Origin of the sequence: Acinetobacter rongchengensis (genome assembly GCF_003611475.1) — a bacterium.
In the GTDB taxonomy this organism is placed as follows: domain Bacteria; phylum Pseudomonadota; class Gammaproteobacteria; order Pseudomonadales; family Moraxellaceae; genus Acinetobacter; species Acinetobacter rongchengensis.
Genome location: NZ_RAXT01000011.1, coordinates 14632 through 33458 on the forward strand (window position 1 = coordinate 14632; position 18827 = coordinate 33458).

Annotated in this window: 18 protein-coding genes; 9 read left to right on the plus strand and 9 right to left on the minus strand. The window is 38.0% G+C overall.

Going from position 1 to position 18827, the window contains the following annotated elements:
- Positions 1-49: 49 nt before the first annotated feature.
- Complete coding sequence (locus tag D7V20_RS07630; RefSeq protein ID WP_120383713.1) at positions 50-613, minus strand: YceD family protein; 564 nt, start codon at positions 611-613, stop codon at positions 50-52.
- A 97-nt stretch (positions 614-710) separates the two neighbouring features.
- On the opposite strand from D7V20_RS07630, the gene D7V20_RS07635 reads away from it, so the two are divergent.
- From D7V20_RS07635 to D7V20_RS07645, 3 genes are all read left to right on the plus strand, one after another.
- A complete protein-coding gene (locus D7V20_RS07635) occupies positions 711-1373 on the plus strand; it encodes an elongation factor P hydroxylase (protein WP_120383714.1) in 663 nt (220 codons plus the stop codon).
- Between the two features lie 262 nt (positions 1374-1635).
- A complete protein-coding gene (locus tag D7V20_RS07640; RefSeq protein ID WP_120383715.1) occupies positions 1636-2253 on the plus strand; it encodes an L-threonylcarbamoyladenylate synthase in 618 nt (205 codons plus the stop codon).
- Between the two features lie 99 nt (positions 2254-2352).
- A complete protein-coding gene (locus D7V20_RS07645) occupies positions 2353-2619 on the plus strand; it encodes a hypothetical protein (protein WP_120383716.1) in 267 nt (88 codons plus the stop codon).
- 131 nt (positions 2620-2750) lie between these two features.
- On the opposite strand, the gene D7V20_RS07650 is transcribed toward D7V20_RS07645, so the two are convergent.
- Complete coding sequence (locus tag D7V20_RS07650; RefSeq protein ID WP_120383717.1) at positions 2751-3560, minus strand: DUF695 domain-containing protein; 810 nt, start codon at positions 3558-3560, stop codon at positions 2751-2753.
- 200 nt (positions 3561-3760) lie between these two features.
- Between D7V20_RS07650 and D7V20_RS07655 the strand changes: the two genes are divergently transcribed.
- A complete protein-coding gene (locus D7V20_RS07655) occupies positions 3761-4570 on the plus strand; it encodes an MBL fold metallo-hydrolase (protein WP_120383718.1) in 810 nt (269 codons plus the stop codon).
- Between the two features lie 2 nt (positions 4571-4572).
- Positions 4573-5163, plus strand: a complete 591-nt coding sequence (locus D7V20_RS07660; RefSeq protein ID WP_120383719.1) for a dual specificity protein phosphatase family protein — start codon at positions 4573-4575, stop codon at positions 5161-5163.
- Positions 5164-5186: 23 nt separating this feature from the next.
- Here the strand turns inward: D7V20_RS07660 and D7V20_RS07665 are convergent, their stop codons facing one another.
- Genes D7V20_RS07665 through trpA form a run of 4 tightly spaced genes read right to left on the minus strand, consistent with a single transcriptional unit; the run spans position 5187 to position 9197 of the window.
- Complete coding sequence (locus tag D7V20_RS07665; protein ID WP_120383720.1) at positions 5187-6224, minus strand: SPOR domain-containing protein; 1038 nt, start codon at positions 6222-6224, stop codon at positions 5187-5189.
- On the minus strand, positions 6215-7504 hold the full coding sequence (folC, locus tag D7V20_RS07670) for a bifunctional tetrahydrofolate synthase/dihydrofolate synthase (protein WP_120383721.1): 1290 nt from the start codon (positions 7502-7504) through the stop codon (positions 6215-6217). Before folC ends, D7V20_RS07665 begins: the two co-directional genes overlap by 10 nt.
- A complete protein-coding gene (accD, locus tag D7V20_RS07675) occupies positions 7501-8397 on the minus strand; it encodes an acetyl-CoA carboxylase, carboxyltransferase subunit beta (protein ID WP_120383722.1) in 897 nt (298 codons plus the stop codon). Before accD ends, folC begins: the two co-directional genes overlap by 4 nt.
- Positions 8394-9197, minus strand: coding sequence for a tryptophan synthase subunit alpha (gene trpA, locus D7V20_RS07680; protein ID WP_120383723.1), 804 nt, complete (start codon positions 9195-9197; stop codon positions 8394-8396). Before trpA ends, accD begins: the two co-directional genes overlap by 4 nt.
- A 360-nt stretch (positions 9198-9557) precedes the next feature.
- Between trpA and D7V20_RS07685 the strand changes: the two genes are divergently transcribed.
- Positions 9558-10901: a Na+/H+ antiporter NhaC family protein gene (locus D7V20_RS07685; protein WP_120383724.1), complete on the plus strand. Its 1344-nt coding sequence runs from the start codon at positions 9558-9560 to the stop codon at positions 10899-10901.
- 96 nt (positions 10902-10997) lie between these two features.
- On the opposite strand, the gene D7V20_RS07690 is transcribed toward D7V20_RS07685, so the two are convergent.
- Positions 10998-12032, minus strand: a complete 1035-nt coding sequence (locus tag D7V20_RS07690; RefSeq protein ID WP_120383725.1) for an AraC family transcriptional regulator — start codon at positions 12030-12032, stop codon at positions 10998-11000.
- A 159-nt stretch (positions 12033-12191) separates the two neighbouring features.
- Here D7V20_RS07690 and D7V20_RS07695 point away from each other — a divergent pair, with 159 nt between their 5' ends.
- From D7V20_RS07695 to D7V20_RS07705, 3 genes are all read left to right on the plus strand, one after another.
- The gene (locus D7V20_RS07695; RefSeq protein ID WP_120383726.1) at positions 12192-13067 is read left to right on the plus strand and encodes a metal-dependent hydrolase; all 876 of its coding nucleotides are present in this window, start codon (positions 12192-12194) and stop codon (positions 13065-13067) included.
- Positions 13068-13145: 78 nt separating this feature from the next.
- On the plus strand, positions 13146-14021 hold the full coding sequence (locus D7V20_RS07700; RefSeq protein WP_120383727.1) for a metal-dependent hydrolase: 876 nt from the start codon (positions 13146-13148) through the stop codon (positions 14019-14021).
- Between the two features lie 205 nt (positions 14022-14226).
- Positions 14227-15102, plus strand: coding sequence for a metal-dependent hydrolase (locus D7V20_RS07705; RefSeq protein ID WP_120383728.1), 876 nt, complete (start codon positions 14227-14229; stop codon positions 15100-15102).
- 77 nt (positions 15103-15179) lie between these two features.
- On the opposite strand, the gene D7V20_RS07710 is transcribed toward D7V20_RS07705, so the two are convergent.
- Both D7V20_RS07710 and D7V20_RS07715 read right to left on the minus strand, forming a co-directional pair.
- Positions 15180-16175 (minus strand): DUF2804 domain-containing protein, encoded by a 996-nt coding sequence (locus D7V20_RS07710; protein ID WP_120383729.1) that lies wholly within the window; start codon positions 16173-16175, stop codon positions 15180-15182.
- Positions 16176-16687: 512 nt separating this feature from the next.
- Positions 16688-18820, minus strand: coding sequence for a 3-hydroxyacyl-CoA dehydrogenase NAD-binding domain-containing protein (locus D7V20_RS07715; protein WP_120383730.1), 2133 nt, complete (start codon positions 18818-18820; stop codon positions 16688-16690).
- Positions 18821-18827: the final 7 nt, after the last annotated feature.

The following is an 18827-nucleotide window of genomic DNA, read 5'->3' on the forward strand; positions in this document are numbered from 1 at the left end:
TGGATCAGAACAAATTCGGTTGTCTTAACTTAACAGTATAACACAAAATTTAGTTAAGTTTACCCTTCAAACTTGCCAAAACATCAAACGGATTATCCCGTTTTTCTTCGACAATGTCCTGAACGGCAGGTTGATGCTTATGCTCACAAGCATCATGCTTAGGAGATAAAGGCATCAACAATAACAATTCATCTTCTAAAAGTGCAAGTAAATCAACAGTTGCAGGGGTATTGGTTACATAATCCCCTTTTGTTGTTGCTTCACTTTCACCTAGTACGATGAAATCAGCATCCTCATCCAAGCGCTCTATCAGTGACTCATCATCCACTAAAGCTATATGCACGTCAGAAACTAAAGGAATTTCAACAGATTCCAAACAACGTTGGCACTCCATTGGAACACTCGTTTCTACACGACCATCTAGCCATACGATACGATGATACGCATCCATTGATAGCTTACAGTCTATGGTGATCAATTGATCATCAATTGGTCCAACAGCTTCACGGGAAATACGAACAAAGCGAGATAATGGCAGTGTACCTGACCATTTAAAGCCTTGTTCAGCCCATTTAAACGGCTCTATCTGTGCCGGAAAGGTATTTGCTGACATAATTAAGGCGGCAATTCTACAAATTCATCGGTACTCTGTCAAAGATTAAGATACAATTTTGTACTTATTTAGACAGATCATTTGGGTAATACAAGTTATGCATCAGTTGCAGCCGCAACCTGAAGTCACCACTTCATCACAATTCAACACACATTTATCTTCAAATTCTGCTGAAAACTTAGCCCAAGTGCAACGTTTACAGTGGGTGGATTTGCAGAGTGAAGCTCAACAGGTTGACTGGCTTATCTTACACTTTAATCAATGGTTTTCCCACCTAAATGTTGAACTGGTTCGCGGAGACTTCGAACCTGAGTATTTTCCTGCATTCGATCAAACGCCTGCACGTATTCAATTTGCACATGGTTTTTTCAATAGTGCCTTACATGAAATCAGCCATTGGACGATTGCAGGAGAACAGCGCCGTCTATTGCCTGATTTAGGTTATTGGTATGCACCTGATGGTCGCACAGCAGAACAACAAACTTTATTTGAACAAGTAGAAATTAAACCTCAAGCGATTGAGTGGCTATTCTCAAAAGCCTTTGGTCGGAAATTCCGTGTTTCTTTGGATAATCTCACGGGTGAAGGTGGCAATGGCGCAACATTTAAGGACAATGTCTTTGCTCAAGTACAACGTTATTTTTCAGGAGAAGCTCAACTTCCTCGTGATGCAAAACATTTTATTGAATGTATCTGCGCATCAACAAGAAGTGGCAAAACATTACACAGTTCTGAATTTAACCGAAAAGATTTAGATTAATTATTCTAATCATTTCAAAAGCAGGCTTCTTTGATTTTTGATTGATTTTTTAAGCATCTTTAAAAAACAAAGGTTAAATTAGTCTAGATGATGATGAAAATATTGCGTTGATTCCAAATGAGGCTCATTTGATCATTAATGAATCATCTATCCACATTTTCGATATGCATTATTTTTTAATATTAATTACAAATAATAGTGTTTTATTTCATCTATTTTCAATACCATATCACTATAGATAATTTGAATCAGGAGAAAAATAATGCTGCATTTAAGAGTACATCCTGACAATCCTCAAACTAGATTAATTGACCAAGCTGTTGAACGGATTCGTGCGGGTGATGTGATTGTCTATCCGACTGATGCGGCTTATGCCATCGGCTGCCAAATTGGAAATAAAAATGCCATGGAACGTATTGCCCAAATACGTGGTTTAGGTGCAAAGCACCAATATGCCATCATTTGTGCGGATTTATCTGATATTGCAACCTATGCAAAAGTCGATAATGCGATGTATAGATTACTAAAGGCAAATACGCCTTCGGTCACGACTTTTATTCTGCCTGCGACCAGTGAAGTCCCTCGCCGTTTGATGCATCCTAAGAAAAAAACCATCGGCTTACGTGTTCCGAGCAATCCTGTATGTCAAATGTTACTTCGAGCTTTAGGTGAACCTTTACTGACCAGTACTTTGATTCTTCCTGGACAAGATACACCTATGGATGATCCTTACGATATTGAACAACAGCTTGAAAAACGTATTGATGTTTTTATTGACAGTGGTTTAGGCACTTTAACCACAACCAGTATTGTGGATTTATCAGGTGTCAATCCTGAAATTATCCGTCGAGGTGTCGGTGATGTTAGCGCTTTTGAATAAGCGCTTATTTCGCCAAATAGACATTGGATTCAAGTTTTAAAGCTTTCTATTTTGATTGCTTAGATTTTAAAATAACTTTGTCTTTTAAGTTTTAACACTATGGATTTATTCACAACACTCCTAAACATCGGCAATCTACAAGACAATCAAATTTTATTTGTAGAACAACCGTGGACGCCTGAATCAGAAACTGAGCTCAGAACGACAACTCACACCCAAAATAATGAGCGAGAGAATTTCAAATATTTTATCAAAGTCTCTGAACTTAAACTACTGCTCCTACGTTTCGAAATGCGCAATGTATGCTTAAGAGATCGTTGTTATTTGATTATTGAATATATTATTGATCATCAAATCACGATATAAGCTTTTAATTTTAAATAATTTATTACTAATAAAAGCTGATCAATATTTCATCTTGATAATAATTTAGATTTAATCTTTTCTTTTAGCAATAAATTTCATGCAATTGAATAGAAATTTATCTCTAAAATTGCTTAATTACGAATGATGGGTGTTTCCCAACCATCATATTCCCCACCATTTTCAGTACATAACTCTACCAATTCCCAAGTCACTTCATTAATACTCTTCAATTCAACACTATCAATTCGTACCAGTTGCACACAATATGGATTTACACTTTCATCATTCAATGACTCATCAATAATTTCATAGCCTCTTTTTTGTATAGCAGTAAGAAACAGATCTTTTCCTTCATTTGTTTGAAAATAACACCAATGCTCAACAGGACGTTTGACTGTCAAAACATCACCATGCTTTTCGAGACTCATAATTACTCTGTTATTTTGAATACTCTGCATTGCATAAATATTTGGATAAATACTTTCACGGTAAACCGCCCAATTTGGATCATCCTTTAGACCAAAACTAATTTTGTAGTTAGCAAATTTATCAACAATTTGTTGAATACCCTGCTTTTCATAGTTATCTTCTTTAAAATAGAAGTAGAACTCACAAACTCCATCATGTATCAGTCTTCCAACATAAATAGCATTAAGCTTTTTTGTAATTTGGACTATAAACTCATCCTCAAATGACATCAAAGCGTTGTACTCTTGATCTGTCGTCATGCCATCATCATTAGGATCATTTAATATCAACTCAACCCATAGCAAAACACTTTTTTCAGCTATAGGAATAATGTTAATTAAAGCAAGATTCAGAAAATAACTTCCCACCTTTCCATCTATATCACATAAATAAAAGTCCCAATCTTGAGGTAATTGAATAGTTTGTTCTTTATCTTGAGTATTTTTCTTGAAAAACCTATCTAAAAGTCCCATTTCCCACCATTTTATAAGATATTACTAATTTCAAATTTTTAAATTACTTTCAAAATATGCGTTATCCGACAACTTTAAACAAGAAATATTTGCTGTTTTAATATTGTTATCGACTAACACATTACATCATTTTTAGATTGGTATTTCTTTCATTTCAGTTTATAAACGAAACAACAATCCTAAAAACAAATGCTTAAATTATGATTTACAACGTACATCATCTTCATTGTGGAACCATGTGCCCGATTTGTGCACCGTTGTATGGGCAAAAAGGTTTATATGCCAAAATGGTTTGCCATTGTTTACTGGTTGAAACTGATCAAGGTTTAGTATTAATCGATACTGGATTTGGTATGCAAGACTACCTACATCCACAAACTCGTTTAGGTACAGCTTTTTCAAAAATAAGTGCCATTCAATCTGATTTTAATCTCACGGCCATTTCTCAAATTCAACAACTGGGTTTTAAACCATCCGATGTTCAACATATTTTAGTCAGTCATTTGGACTTGGATCATGCAGGTGGTATTTCAGATTTTCCAAATGCAACAGTGCATATCTTATCCACTGAATTTAATGCAGCACAAAAACTCTCTGTAATGAATAAATTACGATACCGACCGCAACAGTTTAAAAATCATCGTTATTGGAATTTTCTTGAGCCTAAAAATGGTGAAGCATGGTTTAACTTCCATAAAGTACAAGGCTTTAGCATTTTTAATGATGAAATTCTGCTGATTCCTTTAATAGGACATACTGTAGGACACTGTGGTATCGCAATCAAACAACAAGAAGGATGGTTATTATTCTGTGGTGATGCATATTTCAATCACCTAGAGCTCAATCCCAACAACAAATTACGAGCGCTTGATAAAATTGAATATCTGCTAGCAGCAGATAATACCTTACGATTAAAAACCTTATCACAACTACAACATCTTGCGCAAAATGAACCTAAAGTTGAAATTATTTGTGCACATGATCCTGTTGAATTAGAACGGTATATTTGAGCATGTTAAAATCTAGAAGTTTAAAATATTCAGTTGTATTGGCGATCAGTTTACAACTGACTGCTTGTATGACCACACCAACAATTGCTGAAAATGAACGTCCTCAACAATGGGGAAAGCTTGTGAATAAGCAACATAACTTCTATCAAATTAGCCAAACCGTATACCGTAGTGAACAACCCAGTGTTGAAGCCATAACAGAGCTTGAAAAAAATCGTATCAATATCGTAGTCAATCTAAGAAGTCGTGATAAAGATAAATTTGTACTGGCGAATCAGCCTTTTAAGTTAATACATATCCCGATCAATACATGGGCAATCAATCGCAATGATTTATTAGCAATCATGCAAATTATTCAAACAGCAGAACGGCAAAATCAAAAAGTTCTGATTCATTGCTATCACGGATCAGACCGTACAGGTGCAAGTGTCGCAATGTACCGAATCATTTTTGAAAACTGGTCGATTGATGATGCTTTGAAAGAAATGAAGCATGGTGGTTATGGTTTTCACCCGATTTGGGTAAATATTGAAAAATTATTTACCCCTGAAAATATAAAATGGATTCGTGAGCAACTCGCGAATCCATCTTAAAAGAGTACAGGATTATCGGGTCATTAACGACGATCCAAAGGCACCCACTCGATGACCCAGGCAGACTTCATCCCCAAGCTTGGATCTGAATTTATTTTCTTGCGAGCAGAATCTGCTGCTTCACGATCCTTTGCAGGTCCAACCATGATACGAATACCTTTAGAGGTTGGACTTTTGGTCACCTTATAACCTTTGGCACGTAGCTTGGCTGCAACTGCATCGGCATTGGCATCATTAGCAGCAAGTGCCACTTGTACCATCCATTGCTTATCGCCATTTTCCAACAAATCTCGTGCTTTATCAGCTTCTGCTTTTTTCTTAGCATCTTCTTGCGCTTTACGTTTTTTCTCTGCTTCCGCTTTTTGCTCCGCTTCTGCTTTTTTAGCAGCAGCTTTTTTGTCAGCTTCAGCCTTTTGTTGTTCCTCTAACTTGCGTTGCTCTTCTTGTTTACGTTTTTTCTCATCAGCCGCTTTTTTCTCTGCATCTAATAGACGCTTTTTGTCTTCTGCAGCCTTCTTCTCTGCTTCTGCGGTAGCTTGACGCTTCTGCTCAGCTAACTTTTTTTCAGCATCTGCTTTTTGTTTTAATTGTGCATTTTGCTGTTCCAATTGCTTTTGATCAGCCGCTTTTTGCTGAGCTTTGGCTTTTTCATCTTGCACTAACTCTGGAGGAATATCTGCGCCTTCTTGAGCAGCACCACGTCTTGCATTCATTGCAGCATACTCTTCTGCTGCTTTCCGTGCAGCATCAGCCTCGGCTTGTTGTTGCATACGTAAGAATTCTGCAGCTTTAGCTTCTTGTTCTGCAACTGCTTTTTCACGTGCACGTTTTTGTTCTTCCAGCAAACGTTTTTCAGTTGCTACATCGACCGTTAAAGGTTGTAGTTGAACAGCTTCACCTACAGAAGTATTTTTATTTTGTTGAATTTGCTCGACAGGCTGGGTTTCAACCTGTTTTTGATGAATCTCTTCTTTGCCTTTTAGAAGTAATGCCGCTAATAAAACACCACCACTTAATAATACAACGCCACCCATCCAGCGTTGCTTGTTATTCATTGACATTCTTCTAAATACTCCCAGACCGCTTCTAAGGTATGAAACGAACCGCACACCAAAATCAGCTGATTATTTTTTGTATCTGCAAGCGCTGATTGAAATGCTGCTTGTACACAATTGAATTGTTCGACTGTTTCACCCTGCAATGCAGCTTGTAATTGTTCCATTGATGCTGCACGAGGCACAGTTAATGGTGCAATTTTCCACTTTAATACAGTATTTTTCAATGACTTGACCACAGAATTTATATCTTTGTCAGACAGCATTGAAAAAATTGAGACAACTTCTGTGTACTGTTTATTGTATTCTAAGAATTTTCGCAATTGCTTTAACAAAAAATCAACACCATGCGGATTGTGTCCTGCATCAAAAATGACTGTTTTATTGTTTATTTGCCTTATTTCAAAACGACCTGCTAACTGAGCATTTTCAATTCCACGTGCCATCGCCTCTTGTGAAATGTTTAATCCACTCACTAAAATTGCTGCAACTGCGGTCGAAATATTTTCGAGTGCCAAAGTCCCCAGTGGAAGTTTTAACGTCGTACCTGAACTGGCAAAATTCCATGATTGCTGATCTTGATCAGAAAGCGCATAGAAATAATCACGATTCACCGCATACAGTTGGGCTTGGCATTGCTCTACTTTATTTTGAATAGCAAGTGGTAAGTCTTGCTGACCTGCAAAGATCACTGGAATATTTGGACGAATAATTCCTGCTTTTTCAAAAGCAATCTTTTCAATGCTATCACCAAGCCAATCGGTATGATCTAAACCAATATTGGTAATCACAGCAACATCTGGATCAATCACATTGACCACATCCAAACGACCACCTAAACCAACTTCAAGCACCCATACATCACATTGTTTTTGCTTAAAAATAACAAATGCAGCCAAGGTTGTTGCTTCAAAAAAAGACAAACTTAAATCGCATTCACGGCGAGCTTGATCAACTTGTACAAAAGCATCGATCAATGTTTGGTCATCAACTTCTTGCCCAGCAAGTTTGACACGTTCATTAAAACGATAAATATGAGGCGACTGATACAACCCAACATTTAAACCCTGTGCATTTAAAATTGCAGCAAGTGTCGTTGTCGTCGAACCTTTACCGTTGGTTCCTGCGACAGTCAAAACTTTAGCATTTGGTTTGACTACACCAAGTGCTTCCGCGACAGGAATGACCCGTTCTAAGCCTAAATCAATTCCCGTAACGTGAACATGGCTCCAATAATCGAGCCATGTTTGTAAATCATCAGTATTTAAAGGTGCTGTATTGTTCAAGACAAATTCATCAGTTTCGCCACTATTCTATATACAGTATCACGTAATGCATGACGATGAACAATTTGATCGATTACACCATGATCAAGCAAGAATTCTGCACGTTGGAACGGTTCTTCCAATTTCTCACGAACAGTTTGTTCAATAACACGTTTACCCGCAAAACCAATCATGGCTTTCGGTTCAGCAATATGTATATCACCTAACATTGCCAATGAAGCAGTCACACCACCATATACAGGATGTGTTAATACAACGATATAAGGTAAATGCGCATCTTTCATTTTTTGAATCGCCGCAGATGTACGAGCCATTTGCATCAATGACAACATACCTTCTTGCATACGTGCACCACCCGAAGCTGCAAAACAGATCAAAGGTTGTTTCGTCGCAATGGCTTGTTCAGCAGCTTGAACAAAACGATCTCCGACGACTGTGCCCATTGAACCGCCCATAAAGTCAAATTCAAATGCACAAGCCACCAAGGAAATATTTTTCAACTGACCTTGCATCACAACCAATGCTTCGGTCTCGCCTGTTTTATCCTGTGCTTCTTTCATACGCTCAGGATAAGGCTTACTGTCTACAAATCGTAATGGATCTTTTGCAGCAAACTCTTGACCGAGCTCCGCTGTCACAGTGTCAAAAAACCAATTTAAACGATCTCGTGCCTTCATTTTCAAATGTTCGTCGCACGATGGACAAACATAAGCATTAAAAGACATCGCTGTACGAGTCACCAAAGCATGACACTCAGGGCACTCAATGGTCGGTTCTGTAAATGTCGCTTTGAGTGTTTGTTGTTGATTTGGCATATCAATGCCAGGAATCGAACGATCTGTCCACGGGGTAATAGGACTAAGAATTTTCCCTGATTTCACTTCTTGATTCATACTAACTCATCGAGCGCTGCTCGAAGCTCCTTGACTTTATTCACCGCTGCCTCTACGGCTTGTTCTGGTGCTAAGTTTGCAAAAGGTTTCACAAATGCACTTCCGACAATCACAGCGTCTGCAACCTGCCCGACAGCTTTGGCAGAACTTGCATCACTAATACCAAAACCTACACCTACAGGAACCTCTGTAAATGATTTGATTTTTTGAATACGTGTTGCAACCTCAGTCGTATCTAAAGTTGCCGCACCAGTCACACCTTTCAGTGACACATAGTAAATAAAGCCACTTGCTTGCTTCACTACATGTTGAATGCGTTCATCTGTAGATGTTGGCGCCAATAAGAAAATTTGATCCATATCATATTTCTTAAGCACCTCATCAAGTTTGTTTGCTTCTTCTGGTGGTAAATCCACTAAAAGCAAACCATCGACACCACACTCATTCGCATAAGCCACGAATTTTTCATAACCAATCACTTCTACAGGGTTTAAATACCCCATTAAAACAACAGGTGTAGTCGTGTCTTTTTGACGAAATTCTTTGACCATATTCAAAGCATCTAAGGTATTGGTACCTGCTGCTAAAGCACGTTCAGCAGCCAATGCAATCACTGGACCATCTGCCATTGGATCTGAAAATGGCAATCCAAGCTCAAGTACGTCTACGCCCGCTTCAACCATTTGATGTAACAAAGGAACCGTTACATGTGGTTGAGGATCACCCGCCATAACATAAGAAACCAATGCTTTACGCTGTTGAGATTTAAGCTGTGCAAATCGAGTGGCTAAACGTGACATAGGGTTGTACATTCCTTGGATTGTTAAACTTGAGGAGTTTGTTTTGTAAAAATACAAGACATTACATTGTAACGCTATTTTTTACTCATTGAACAGAGTAACTCAGTAGCACAATGTTATCTCATATTGATACAAAATAACGAACAACCTATGTGCTACATTTAGCGCTATTTTAAAATTTTGGACAATGATCAAAGCTACCTAATTTTTGCTTTTTTCAAATTTATAAATAAATGAATAAACATAAATTAAATCATTCAAATATCACAATAATGAGATACAAAATCGTCTGATTTTAATTTTAATGAAATAGCAAAAGCTGTTTATACTATACGGGCTTATCTCTTTTATTCATATGTTATGACCATTCTCCCTCACAGTAAAGTGCAAGCTCGTGGGCTTGCGCTATTACCACTTATTGTATTTCTAGCGATCTTTTTAGGCAGTGGTATCTATCACACAATCATTGGAACTGAATTTGCATTTTATCAAGTCAAAGCGCCTGTTGCAGCTTTACCTGCCATTATTTTGGCTATTTTATTCTACCGAGGCAAATTAAATACTGCAATTGAAGAATTCCTTCAAGGTGCAAGCCATCCCAACTTGATTCTTATGTTTATGGTGTTCATGTTAGCTGGTGCTTTTGCTAGCGTATCCAACACCATTGGCAGTGTCGATGCAACAGTACAATTTGGTTTATCTATCATTGCACCAGAATTCGTGCTTCCTATGCTATTTGTCATTTCTGCATTTGTTGCAACTGCAATGGGGACTTCGATGGGAACCATCGCTGCTTGTGCACCAATCGCTTTTGGTTTTTCTCAAGCGACAGATATCCAAGCGGTTTATGCAGTAGGTGCAGTGGTCAGTGGTGCCATGTTTGGTGATAACTTATCGATGATTTCGGACACCACCATTGCAGCAACACGCAGTCTAAATGTGGAATTAAGAGATAAATTTCGAGTCAATGTCTGGATTGCGCTGCCTGCTGCAATCGTAACGATCCTCATCTATATATTCAGCAATCATGATTCACAATCTATTCAATATAAAGACTATAATTTTTGGCTGATTTTACCGTATCTTGCTGTATTTTTTCTCGCCTTTAGCCGACTGCATGTCTTGGCTGTACTGAGCATAGGTGTGGTATTTTCGAGTGTTATGGGTTTACTTGAAACACCTCACTTTGATCTATTAAAACTGAATAGCTCAATTTATACAGGCTTTGAAGGCATGTTTGAAGTTGCTTTATTGTCTATGCTATTGGGTGGCCTTTCTGCGATCATGCAAAAAGAAGGTGGCTTAGAATGGTTAATTCAACGTATTTATAGCATTACACGCTTATTCAAAGTAGGCAAACAACGTGCAGGTGAAATTGGAATCAGCTTCTTGGTGGTATTTTCTAATATCTTTGTTGCCAATAATACCGTTGCGATTATTTTATCGGGTGATATGGCGAGAGAAGTTGCCAAAGAATATGAGGTAGACCCTAAACGAGCTGCTGCGTTTATGGATATTTTTTCATGTGTGGTACAAGGAATTATTCCTTACGGCGCTCAACTCCTCTTGGCTTGCTCAATTGCAAAATTATCCCCTGTAGAACTGGTTGGTTCTATTTATTACTGTTGGATATTGGCGATATTTGCAGTATTCGCAATTGTGTTTAGATACCCTAAATTAAACAACAATGAAAAAAATGAATAAAAAACAATCCTCTTAGTAGATAGGTCTAAACAGGGTGAGTATTTATACTGCCCTTTTTTACAAATTACCTTGAATGACTTATCTCTACGACTGACTTTATGACTTCCCGTTTAATTGTTGTTTCTTTTGTAATAAGGTCTGACCACTAAACGCTTTATAGGCCCTTGCCAATGCAGACTGATCTGAATACCCCAAACGCATTGCAATTTCAGTAAACTGAATATTATTGCTCAACAAAAACTCACAACGCTTCATACGCTCTATTTCAACAATCTTCTTAAACGATGTATCAAAATCATTCAACTGACGTTGTAAAGTTCTCGTTGAAATATTTAACTCAAGTGCAATATCTTCAATTTTAGGTGCTTGCTCCTTCAGCCTTAAATATTCCGCTACAATAAAATGTAAATGCTGTGGCAAAGTCTCATGCCTCGGTTTAGAAGCAATGGCATCCTCAGCTTGTTTAACCAACAATTGCATCAAAGAAGGATCAGCCTGTTGTATTTTTACATTCAATCCTTCTAAACCTAAAACAAAACTATATTCAGCTTTATTGAATGTGACCTGACAACCATAAAATTTTTGATAATGATAAATGGCCATTTGTGGTGGATGTGCGAAATTTACCCCCTGTAACAAGAACTGATTTGCAGGAACAATTTTACGTGCCAAATGCATCATCAATGCATTGGTAAGTTCATTAATTAAAATATATTTTTCATGATGAAATGGCCAAATCAAATGCACTTGTTGTCCTTTGAACTCCATTTGCATCGGGATAATATCGTCACCATCAATCACTAAACGACTGAAACGCAAAATATTTTGCAAAGCTTCTGCAACAGTCGTACTCCGTGAAGCCATATAACCTAAAACACCGAAATGCTCAGGACGCACATATTCTGCCATTTCAAAAATGATTTGAGGGCAATCCAAAGCTTGTTTGGTTTTTTCAATATTCTGCTGAAAGAAAAAGTAAGAAGATTGAGTATCAATCGGCGATGCCAAAATGACTTTTAACAAGGCACGTTCTTCTTTTAAAAAATCGGCAGTCAAAGCATCTATCCCTCGCTCAGACAAATACATCTGCCAGAGGTGGAAATATCCATTCGGTATTTGTAATTCCTGCATTGCGTTATGCCCTAATCCCATCAGTCATTTTGATATTGGCTTTGACATTTAAAATTTTCATTATGTCGTAAAATGTATAAAAAATGTCAACTTCTGTCAAAACAAAGTTGTAAAACACCGACATACTGAAAGCATCAAAGGCGATGCAAGTAAAATAAGATGAATGCATTAGTGAAATATCAAGTAGAACCTGTCGTTCGAACTAAACTTGATTTTAAATTAGGCGAAGTTCCTCGTTTCTGGTTCGGTGGCGACCCTTTCCGTACGCGCATCTTTGATGCGTTGAGCCTAACTTTCCCTGATGGTGAGCGTTACTTTATTGAAAGTGTTCGTTTATTCCGCGACAAAATCACAGACCCTGACTTACAGCAACGGGTTGCAGATTTTATTCGTCAGGAAGCGCAACACGGTATTGCGCATGACAAAATGAATCAAGTGATGAAACAGCAAGGCATGCCTGTTGATCAATTCATCACCTTTTTAAATAAGCTTTTTAAATTCGAACTTACACAACGTTCACCACAGTACAACATTGCCATGACTGCTGCTGCCGAACATTTAACTGCATTAATGGCTGAAACCTTCTATAGCAAAAAAGAGACTTTAGCAGAAGCACATCCCTACGTGCGCGCATTATTAGCTTGGCATGCGATTGAAGAAATGGAACATCGAGATGTCGCTTTTGATGTGATGCGTGACGTTGGTGAAGTTCCAGACAGTTTACGCCGTTTTTCTCTCGCCTTTATTACAGTGATGATGTTTAGCTTCACGTTGTATCGTGCCAATATCATGCTTAGACATGATGGATTCAGCCGTTTTGATCGCTTTAAAATGGCATATAAGGGCCTCCCTTGGTTTTTTGGTAGAAAAGGGATGCTCACAGCAATGAGACATGAATATTTAGATTGGTTTAAAAAAGATTTCCATCCAAGCCAACATCCCGTCATTCGCCAATATCAAGTTTGGGTCGACACCTTGGCTGAAACCAATGATCCGATCAAGGCCGGTGATGCCTTTTGGCAAGCTGCTTTATAAAAACTATCGTTGTTTAAGAGGATAATTCACCCATTATCCTCTTAAATTTTCAAGTTTGAATTGAGTGAGGAAGTAAGCATGGACTCACATATAAAATATCAGGTTAATCCTATTGTCCGCAGCAATTTAGATTTTAAACTCAATGAAATACCACGATTTTGGTTCGATAATGATCCTTTTCGCACGCGAATGTTTGATGCGCTGAGTCTCACGTTCCCTGTCGGTGAACGATATTTTATTGAAAGTGTTCGCGCGTTAAGAGACAAAATTACCGATCCTGAGCTACAACAACGTGTAACCGACTTTATCAAACAAGAAGCACAACATGGGATTGCACATGACAAAATGAATGAACAAATGAAGCATCAAGGTATGCCTATTGATCAATTTGTTCGCTTCTTAAATTCACGTTTTGACATGCTCCAAAAGAAGCGCTCTAAACAATATAATATTGCCATGACAGCAGCGGCAGAACACCTGACAGCGCTCATGGCTGAAACGTTTTATCGCAAAAAAGAGACTTTAGCAGCGATGCACCCTTATGTACGTGCGCTGTTTGCATGGCATGCGATTGAGGAAATGGAACATCGTGATGTTGCTTATGATGTGATGCAGCAAGTCGGTGAGGTGCCTGAAAGTTTACGTAAATTTTCATTGCTATATATCACCCTACTCATGTTTGGTTTCTCACTCTATCGCACCAATGTCATGTTAAAACATGATGGTTTTACAGGTTTCGAACGTACAAAAATGATGATTCAAGGCATCCCTTGGTTCTTTGGTAAACAAGGTAAATTATCAGTGATGCATAGACAATATATGAACTGGTTTAATCAAGACTTTCACCCAAGCCAGCAGCCAATCATTCGTCAATACCAAACGTGGCTAGATGCTCTAGCTACAACACATGATCCTATTCAGGCAGGTGAGGCATTTTGGCAAGCTGCCTTATAATCTAATTCATCTTTTTCTGATCTCGAAGTGAGAACATCACTGCTCAACTCAAATTTCTAACGGTGATTAATTAAATTAAGCTGTTGATGAATTGATTCTGTAAAACTGACATCTTTAAACTCAAAATTGGCATCACATGACGTCCTACATCGGCGCTATATTTGCCATAATCGCAATCGAATTAGAATATGTGAAACAAAATAAAATGAATACATTCCCCCAATATCAAGTTGATCCTATTGTTCGAAGCAATCTAGACTTTAAGCTTGAGCAAATTCCCCGCTTTTGGTTTGGAGGTGATCCATTTAAAACACGCATGTTTGATGCATTAAGCCTGACTTTTCCAGATGGAGAGCGCTATTTTATTCAATGTGTACGGTTATATAGAGAGCAAATTACAAATCTTGATTTACAGCAAAAAGTTGCTGATTTCATCAAACAAGAAGCTCAACATGGCATCGCTCATGACAAAATGAACCAAATCCTCATTGATCAAGGCATGCCAGTGCAGAAATTTACTCAAAATGTCAATCAAAGACTTGGGCATGCACTTAAACGCTATCCCGAACAATTTAATATTGCGATTACAGCAGCTTGTGAACATTTAACCGCACTGATGGCCGATGCTTTTTTTAGTGAAAAAACCACAATGCAGGATGCTCACCCTTTTATACGTGCCTTATTTGCTTGGCATTCAATTGAAGAAATGGAGCATCGTGATGTCGCTTATGACGTGATGACTCATGTTGCTCAGACTTCAAATAGATTGCGTTATACAGCATTGGCGTTAGTCACTGTATTAATGTTCGGCTTTACCATACAACGTGCCAATGGATTACTTAAAGCAGATGGGTTTAGTATTTTTGAGCGTATAAAAATGGCTCGTCAAGGATTACCATGGTTCTTAGGACAACAGGGTATTCTCAGCCGTTTGAAATCTGAATATCTAGACTGGTATTCAGCAGACTTCCATCCAAGTCAGCATACAATTATTCAGCAATACCAAACCTTTGTAGATGTATTAGAACAAACAAATGACCCCATTCTAGCAGGTGAGGCATTTTGGCAAGCGGCTTTATAATTTGTACCTTAATGTCAGCTGAAATAGTTTTTTAACTCTAGCCGTTTACTGACCAATTTACCCAATTAACAATAGCATTACCATTTGGCATAATGCTGTTCTAATAATGCATACTCATATTCTAATTCAATCATTTCACCTGATTCTGTTTCTATCGTACCACTGACTTTAGACTGCCATTGGCTAAACTGACTTCCAACAAGACGAAGATTTAAATTCTCAAAACGTCGCCAGCCTGTTTCTACGACCAACTGTAGCTTTTGATTTAATGAACGAATTGACCAAACATTCTCATCCAACTTCTCAAAAAGAACATCTGAAAGCGGATAAAGCACACCATTCACCCATAGGCAATTTTCATTGCCAAAACTTTCGTTGACACCTGATGCCAAATTTACCCCAATGCGTTGTCCTTTTTTATCCCAAAAATTGGTCGACAACCAAAACCATGCCGTTTCAGGTCTTAAAAATCCACAGGTATCGTCTAAAGAAGCTAATGTTTTTTCATTGAAGTGAATGGTTTCTTTATTTTTATTGATAAAAAAACCTTCTACGGCCAATGTTGTTTTCTTCTGCGTATACGTCCAACCATTGATTCCATTTGGACTACATAAACTTAAAGGTTCAGTGCCTGCACAAAAAATACGTGCTTTTAATTGTTGTTCTCCATGTCGTGTTACTTGAATATAACGCACCCCATTTGCATGTTGCATTTCAAATTCAAAAGGTGATTTTGTAAAATAACTTTGGCTATAAAGTGGTTGTTCATCTACTACTGTGCCGCGCCCTAAAATCGTATTGGCATTCCATTCTAAAGCCTCCTGACTTACATGATTGTACAGGTAAATAAATCCATGCCCTGCCCAACCGATATCAGCAATCGCAATGCCAATGGTATATTGCTCGTGCTGTATAGAACAAAATTTAAATTTCTTATATTTTAATTGTTTGCGCCATCCGGTTAAGGTCTTTCCATAAGGCGTTTTATACAAATATTGATTCACATTAATTGTAGTTGGTAAATCTTTAAAACGTCCATAACGTGGTTGACCATTACTTTGTATTAAATCCATTGTATATTTCCCAATCCTTTCCTTAAGGGATGTTATAAGACTTTAGTCTAATATTTAATTATTACTATTTTTACAGATTTAGCAATATGACCCATGTCCAAAAACAATCTGCACTCAGGTTTTAGATCGACAATCTCAAACAAAAACTTAAAGTAATGTCACTTGAGATTTCCCATTGATATTGCTTAGCTTTTACTCATTTTAATCAAAAGATTAAAAAGTTACCAATATAAAAAACTAAAATTGTTGATACAGAGCCTCCATCTCAATAAACAACTCAATAATTTTTGATGTTTCTATTCTCAAAATGTATATGAAACATTCAAATCACGATGCGGAATAAACTTGCAACTGGTTTATTTTTATAGCGTTAAGTCGTATTTTAGACGTTTAGATGAAATAAAAACCCTGAGCTCATAGAATTCAGGGTTTCTTTAAATCAGATGTTTAAATTATATAAGCGTCAGAATGATTAAGCTCAATGCTCCATCATACAAAACTAACCATTGAATTTAGTCAATTTTATCCGTAGCAACTTTATCTTTAAGTAATTGCGGTGCTTTAAAACGCTCACCATAGTTTGCTTCAAGTTGATTGGCACGTTGTACAGCTTGCTCTAAACCATATTGATTGAGGAATTGAATTGCACCACCTGTCCACGGCGCAAAACCAATACCAAAAATCGAACCGATATTGGCATCAATCACCGACTCAAGGACATTCTCTTCATAACAACGTAAGGTATCCAAGGCTTGTACAAACAGGAAACGATCAATCATTTCTTGTTCAGAAATATCGACATCTTTTTTCCAGTGACTTAAACCCTCCCAAAGATGTTTTTTACCCCCTTCTGGATAATCATAGAACCCTGCACCTGCGGCTTTACCCTTACGGTTAAACGTATGAATCATGGTTTGAATCACATCATCTGCGCCAGAACGAGGTAAATCTTTACCTTCAGCTTGCAGTGCTTTCCGTGTTTCATTGGCAACATGTTCAGAGAGTGTCAATGCAACTTCGTCCTGAATGGCCAATGGGCCAACTGGCATACCTGCTTTAAGTGCTGCCATTTCAATACGCGCTGGGTGTACACCTTCATGCAGTAAACGTAAACCTTCTTGAACAAAAGTACCAAACACACGACTGGTGAAGAAGCCTCGACTGTCATTCACAACAATTGGAATTTTACCAATTTGCTGTACATAGTCATACGCCTTCGCCAAAGTTTCAGCAGAAGTGTTTTTGCCTTTAATGATTTCAACCAATTGCATTTTATCGACAGGACTAAAGAAATGTAGGCCAATAAAGTTCGCTTGATTTTTCGATGCATTTGCCAAACCTGTAATCGGCAATGTCGAGGTGTTTGAAGCCATCACCCCACCATCGACAAGGAATGCTTCAGCTTCTTGAGTGACTTTCGCTTTCAGCTCTTGATTTTCAAATACCGCTTCGATGATTAAATCACAACCTTTCAGATCTTCCGCAGATGCTGTTGTAGTAATCAAGCTTAAAATCTGATCGCGCTTTTCAGCGGTCATACGACCTTGCGATACCTTTTTATCCAGTAATTTTTGGCTATAGGCTTTGCCTTTTCCTGCATTTTCTACAGAAACATCTTTCAGTACAACTGGAATGCCTTTAATTGCTGTGGAATATGCAATACCTGCACCCATCATGCCTGCGCCTAACACACCAACTTTACTTGCTTGCCATTTTGCAACATCTTTAGGACGGCTTGCACCTGCTTTAATGGCATTCATCCCATGCCAAAACGTACCAATCATATTTTTTGAAATTTGGCCTGTCGCAAGATAGGTAAAATAACGAGATTCAATGGTCAATGCCGTATCTACATCGACTTGCGCCCCTTCAACCGCAGCCGCCATGATCGCTTCAGGTGCAGGATAACAACCTTTGGTTTTATCACGTAACATCGCTGGAGCAATCGCCAACATTTGCGCAACAGCAGGTGTTTTAGGATCTCCACCTGGAATTTTATAACCTTTTACATCAAATGGTTGTTGTGATTTTGGATGCGCTTTTACCCAAGCAATCGCCTTATTCATCAACTCTTCAGCTGTTTCCGCAGTATCTTGAATTAAACCAAGAGATTTTGCTTTATCCACACCAAACTGCTTACCTTCCATCAGGAATGGAAAAGCATTTTGCAGACCTAAAAGGCGTACCATACGCACAATACCACCACCACCCGGCAGCAGACCTAAAGTCACTTCAGGAAGTCCAAACTTCGTTTTCGGATCATTCAATGCAATACGTGCATGACAACCTAAAGCAATTTCCCAACCACCACCTAAAGCCGTACCATTCAATGCTGCAACCACAGGAACACCTAAAGTTTCGATATAACGAAACTCTGCTTTCATTTTCTGAATCATTTCAAAAAATGGTGTGGCATCTTCCAAACGTGCTTGGATCAACTCATCCAAATCACCGCCTGCAAAAAAGGTTTTTTTCGCTGAACGGAAAATAATCCCCGTAATCGATGTTTCAGATTTCAGTTTAGAAACAATATTTTCCAAAGCCACACGGAAATCTGCATTCATAGTATTTGCAGATTGGTTTGGAGAATCTAAGGTCAGAATAATAATGCCATCGTCATTTTTTAGATATTGAATTGCGCTCATTATTATT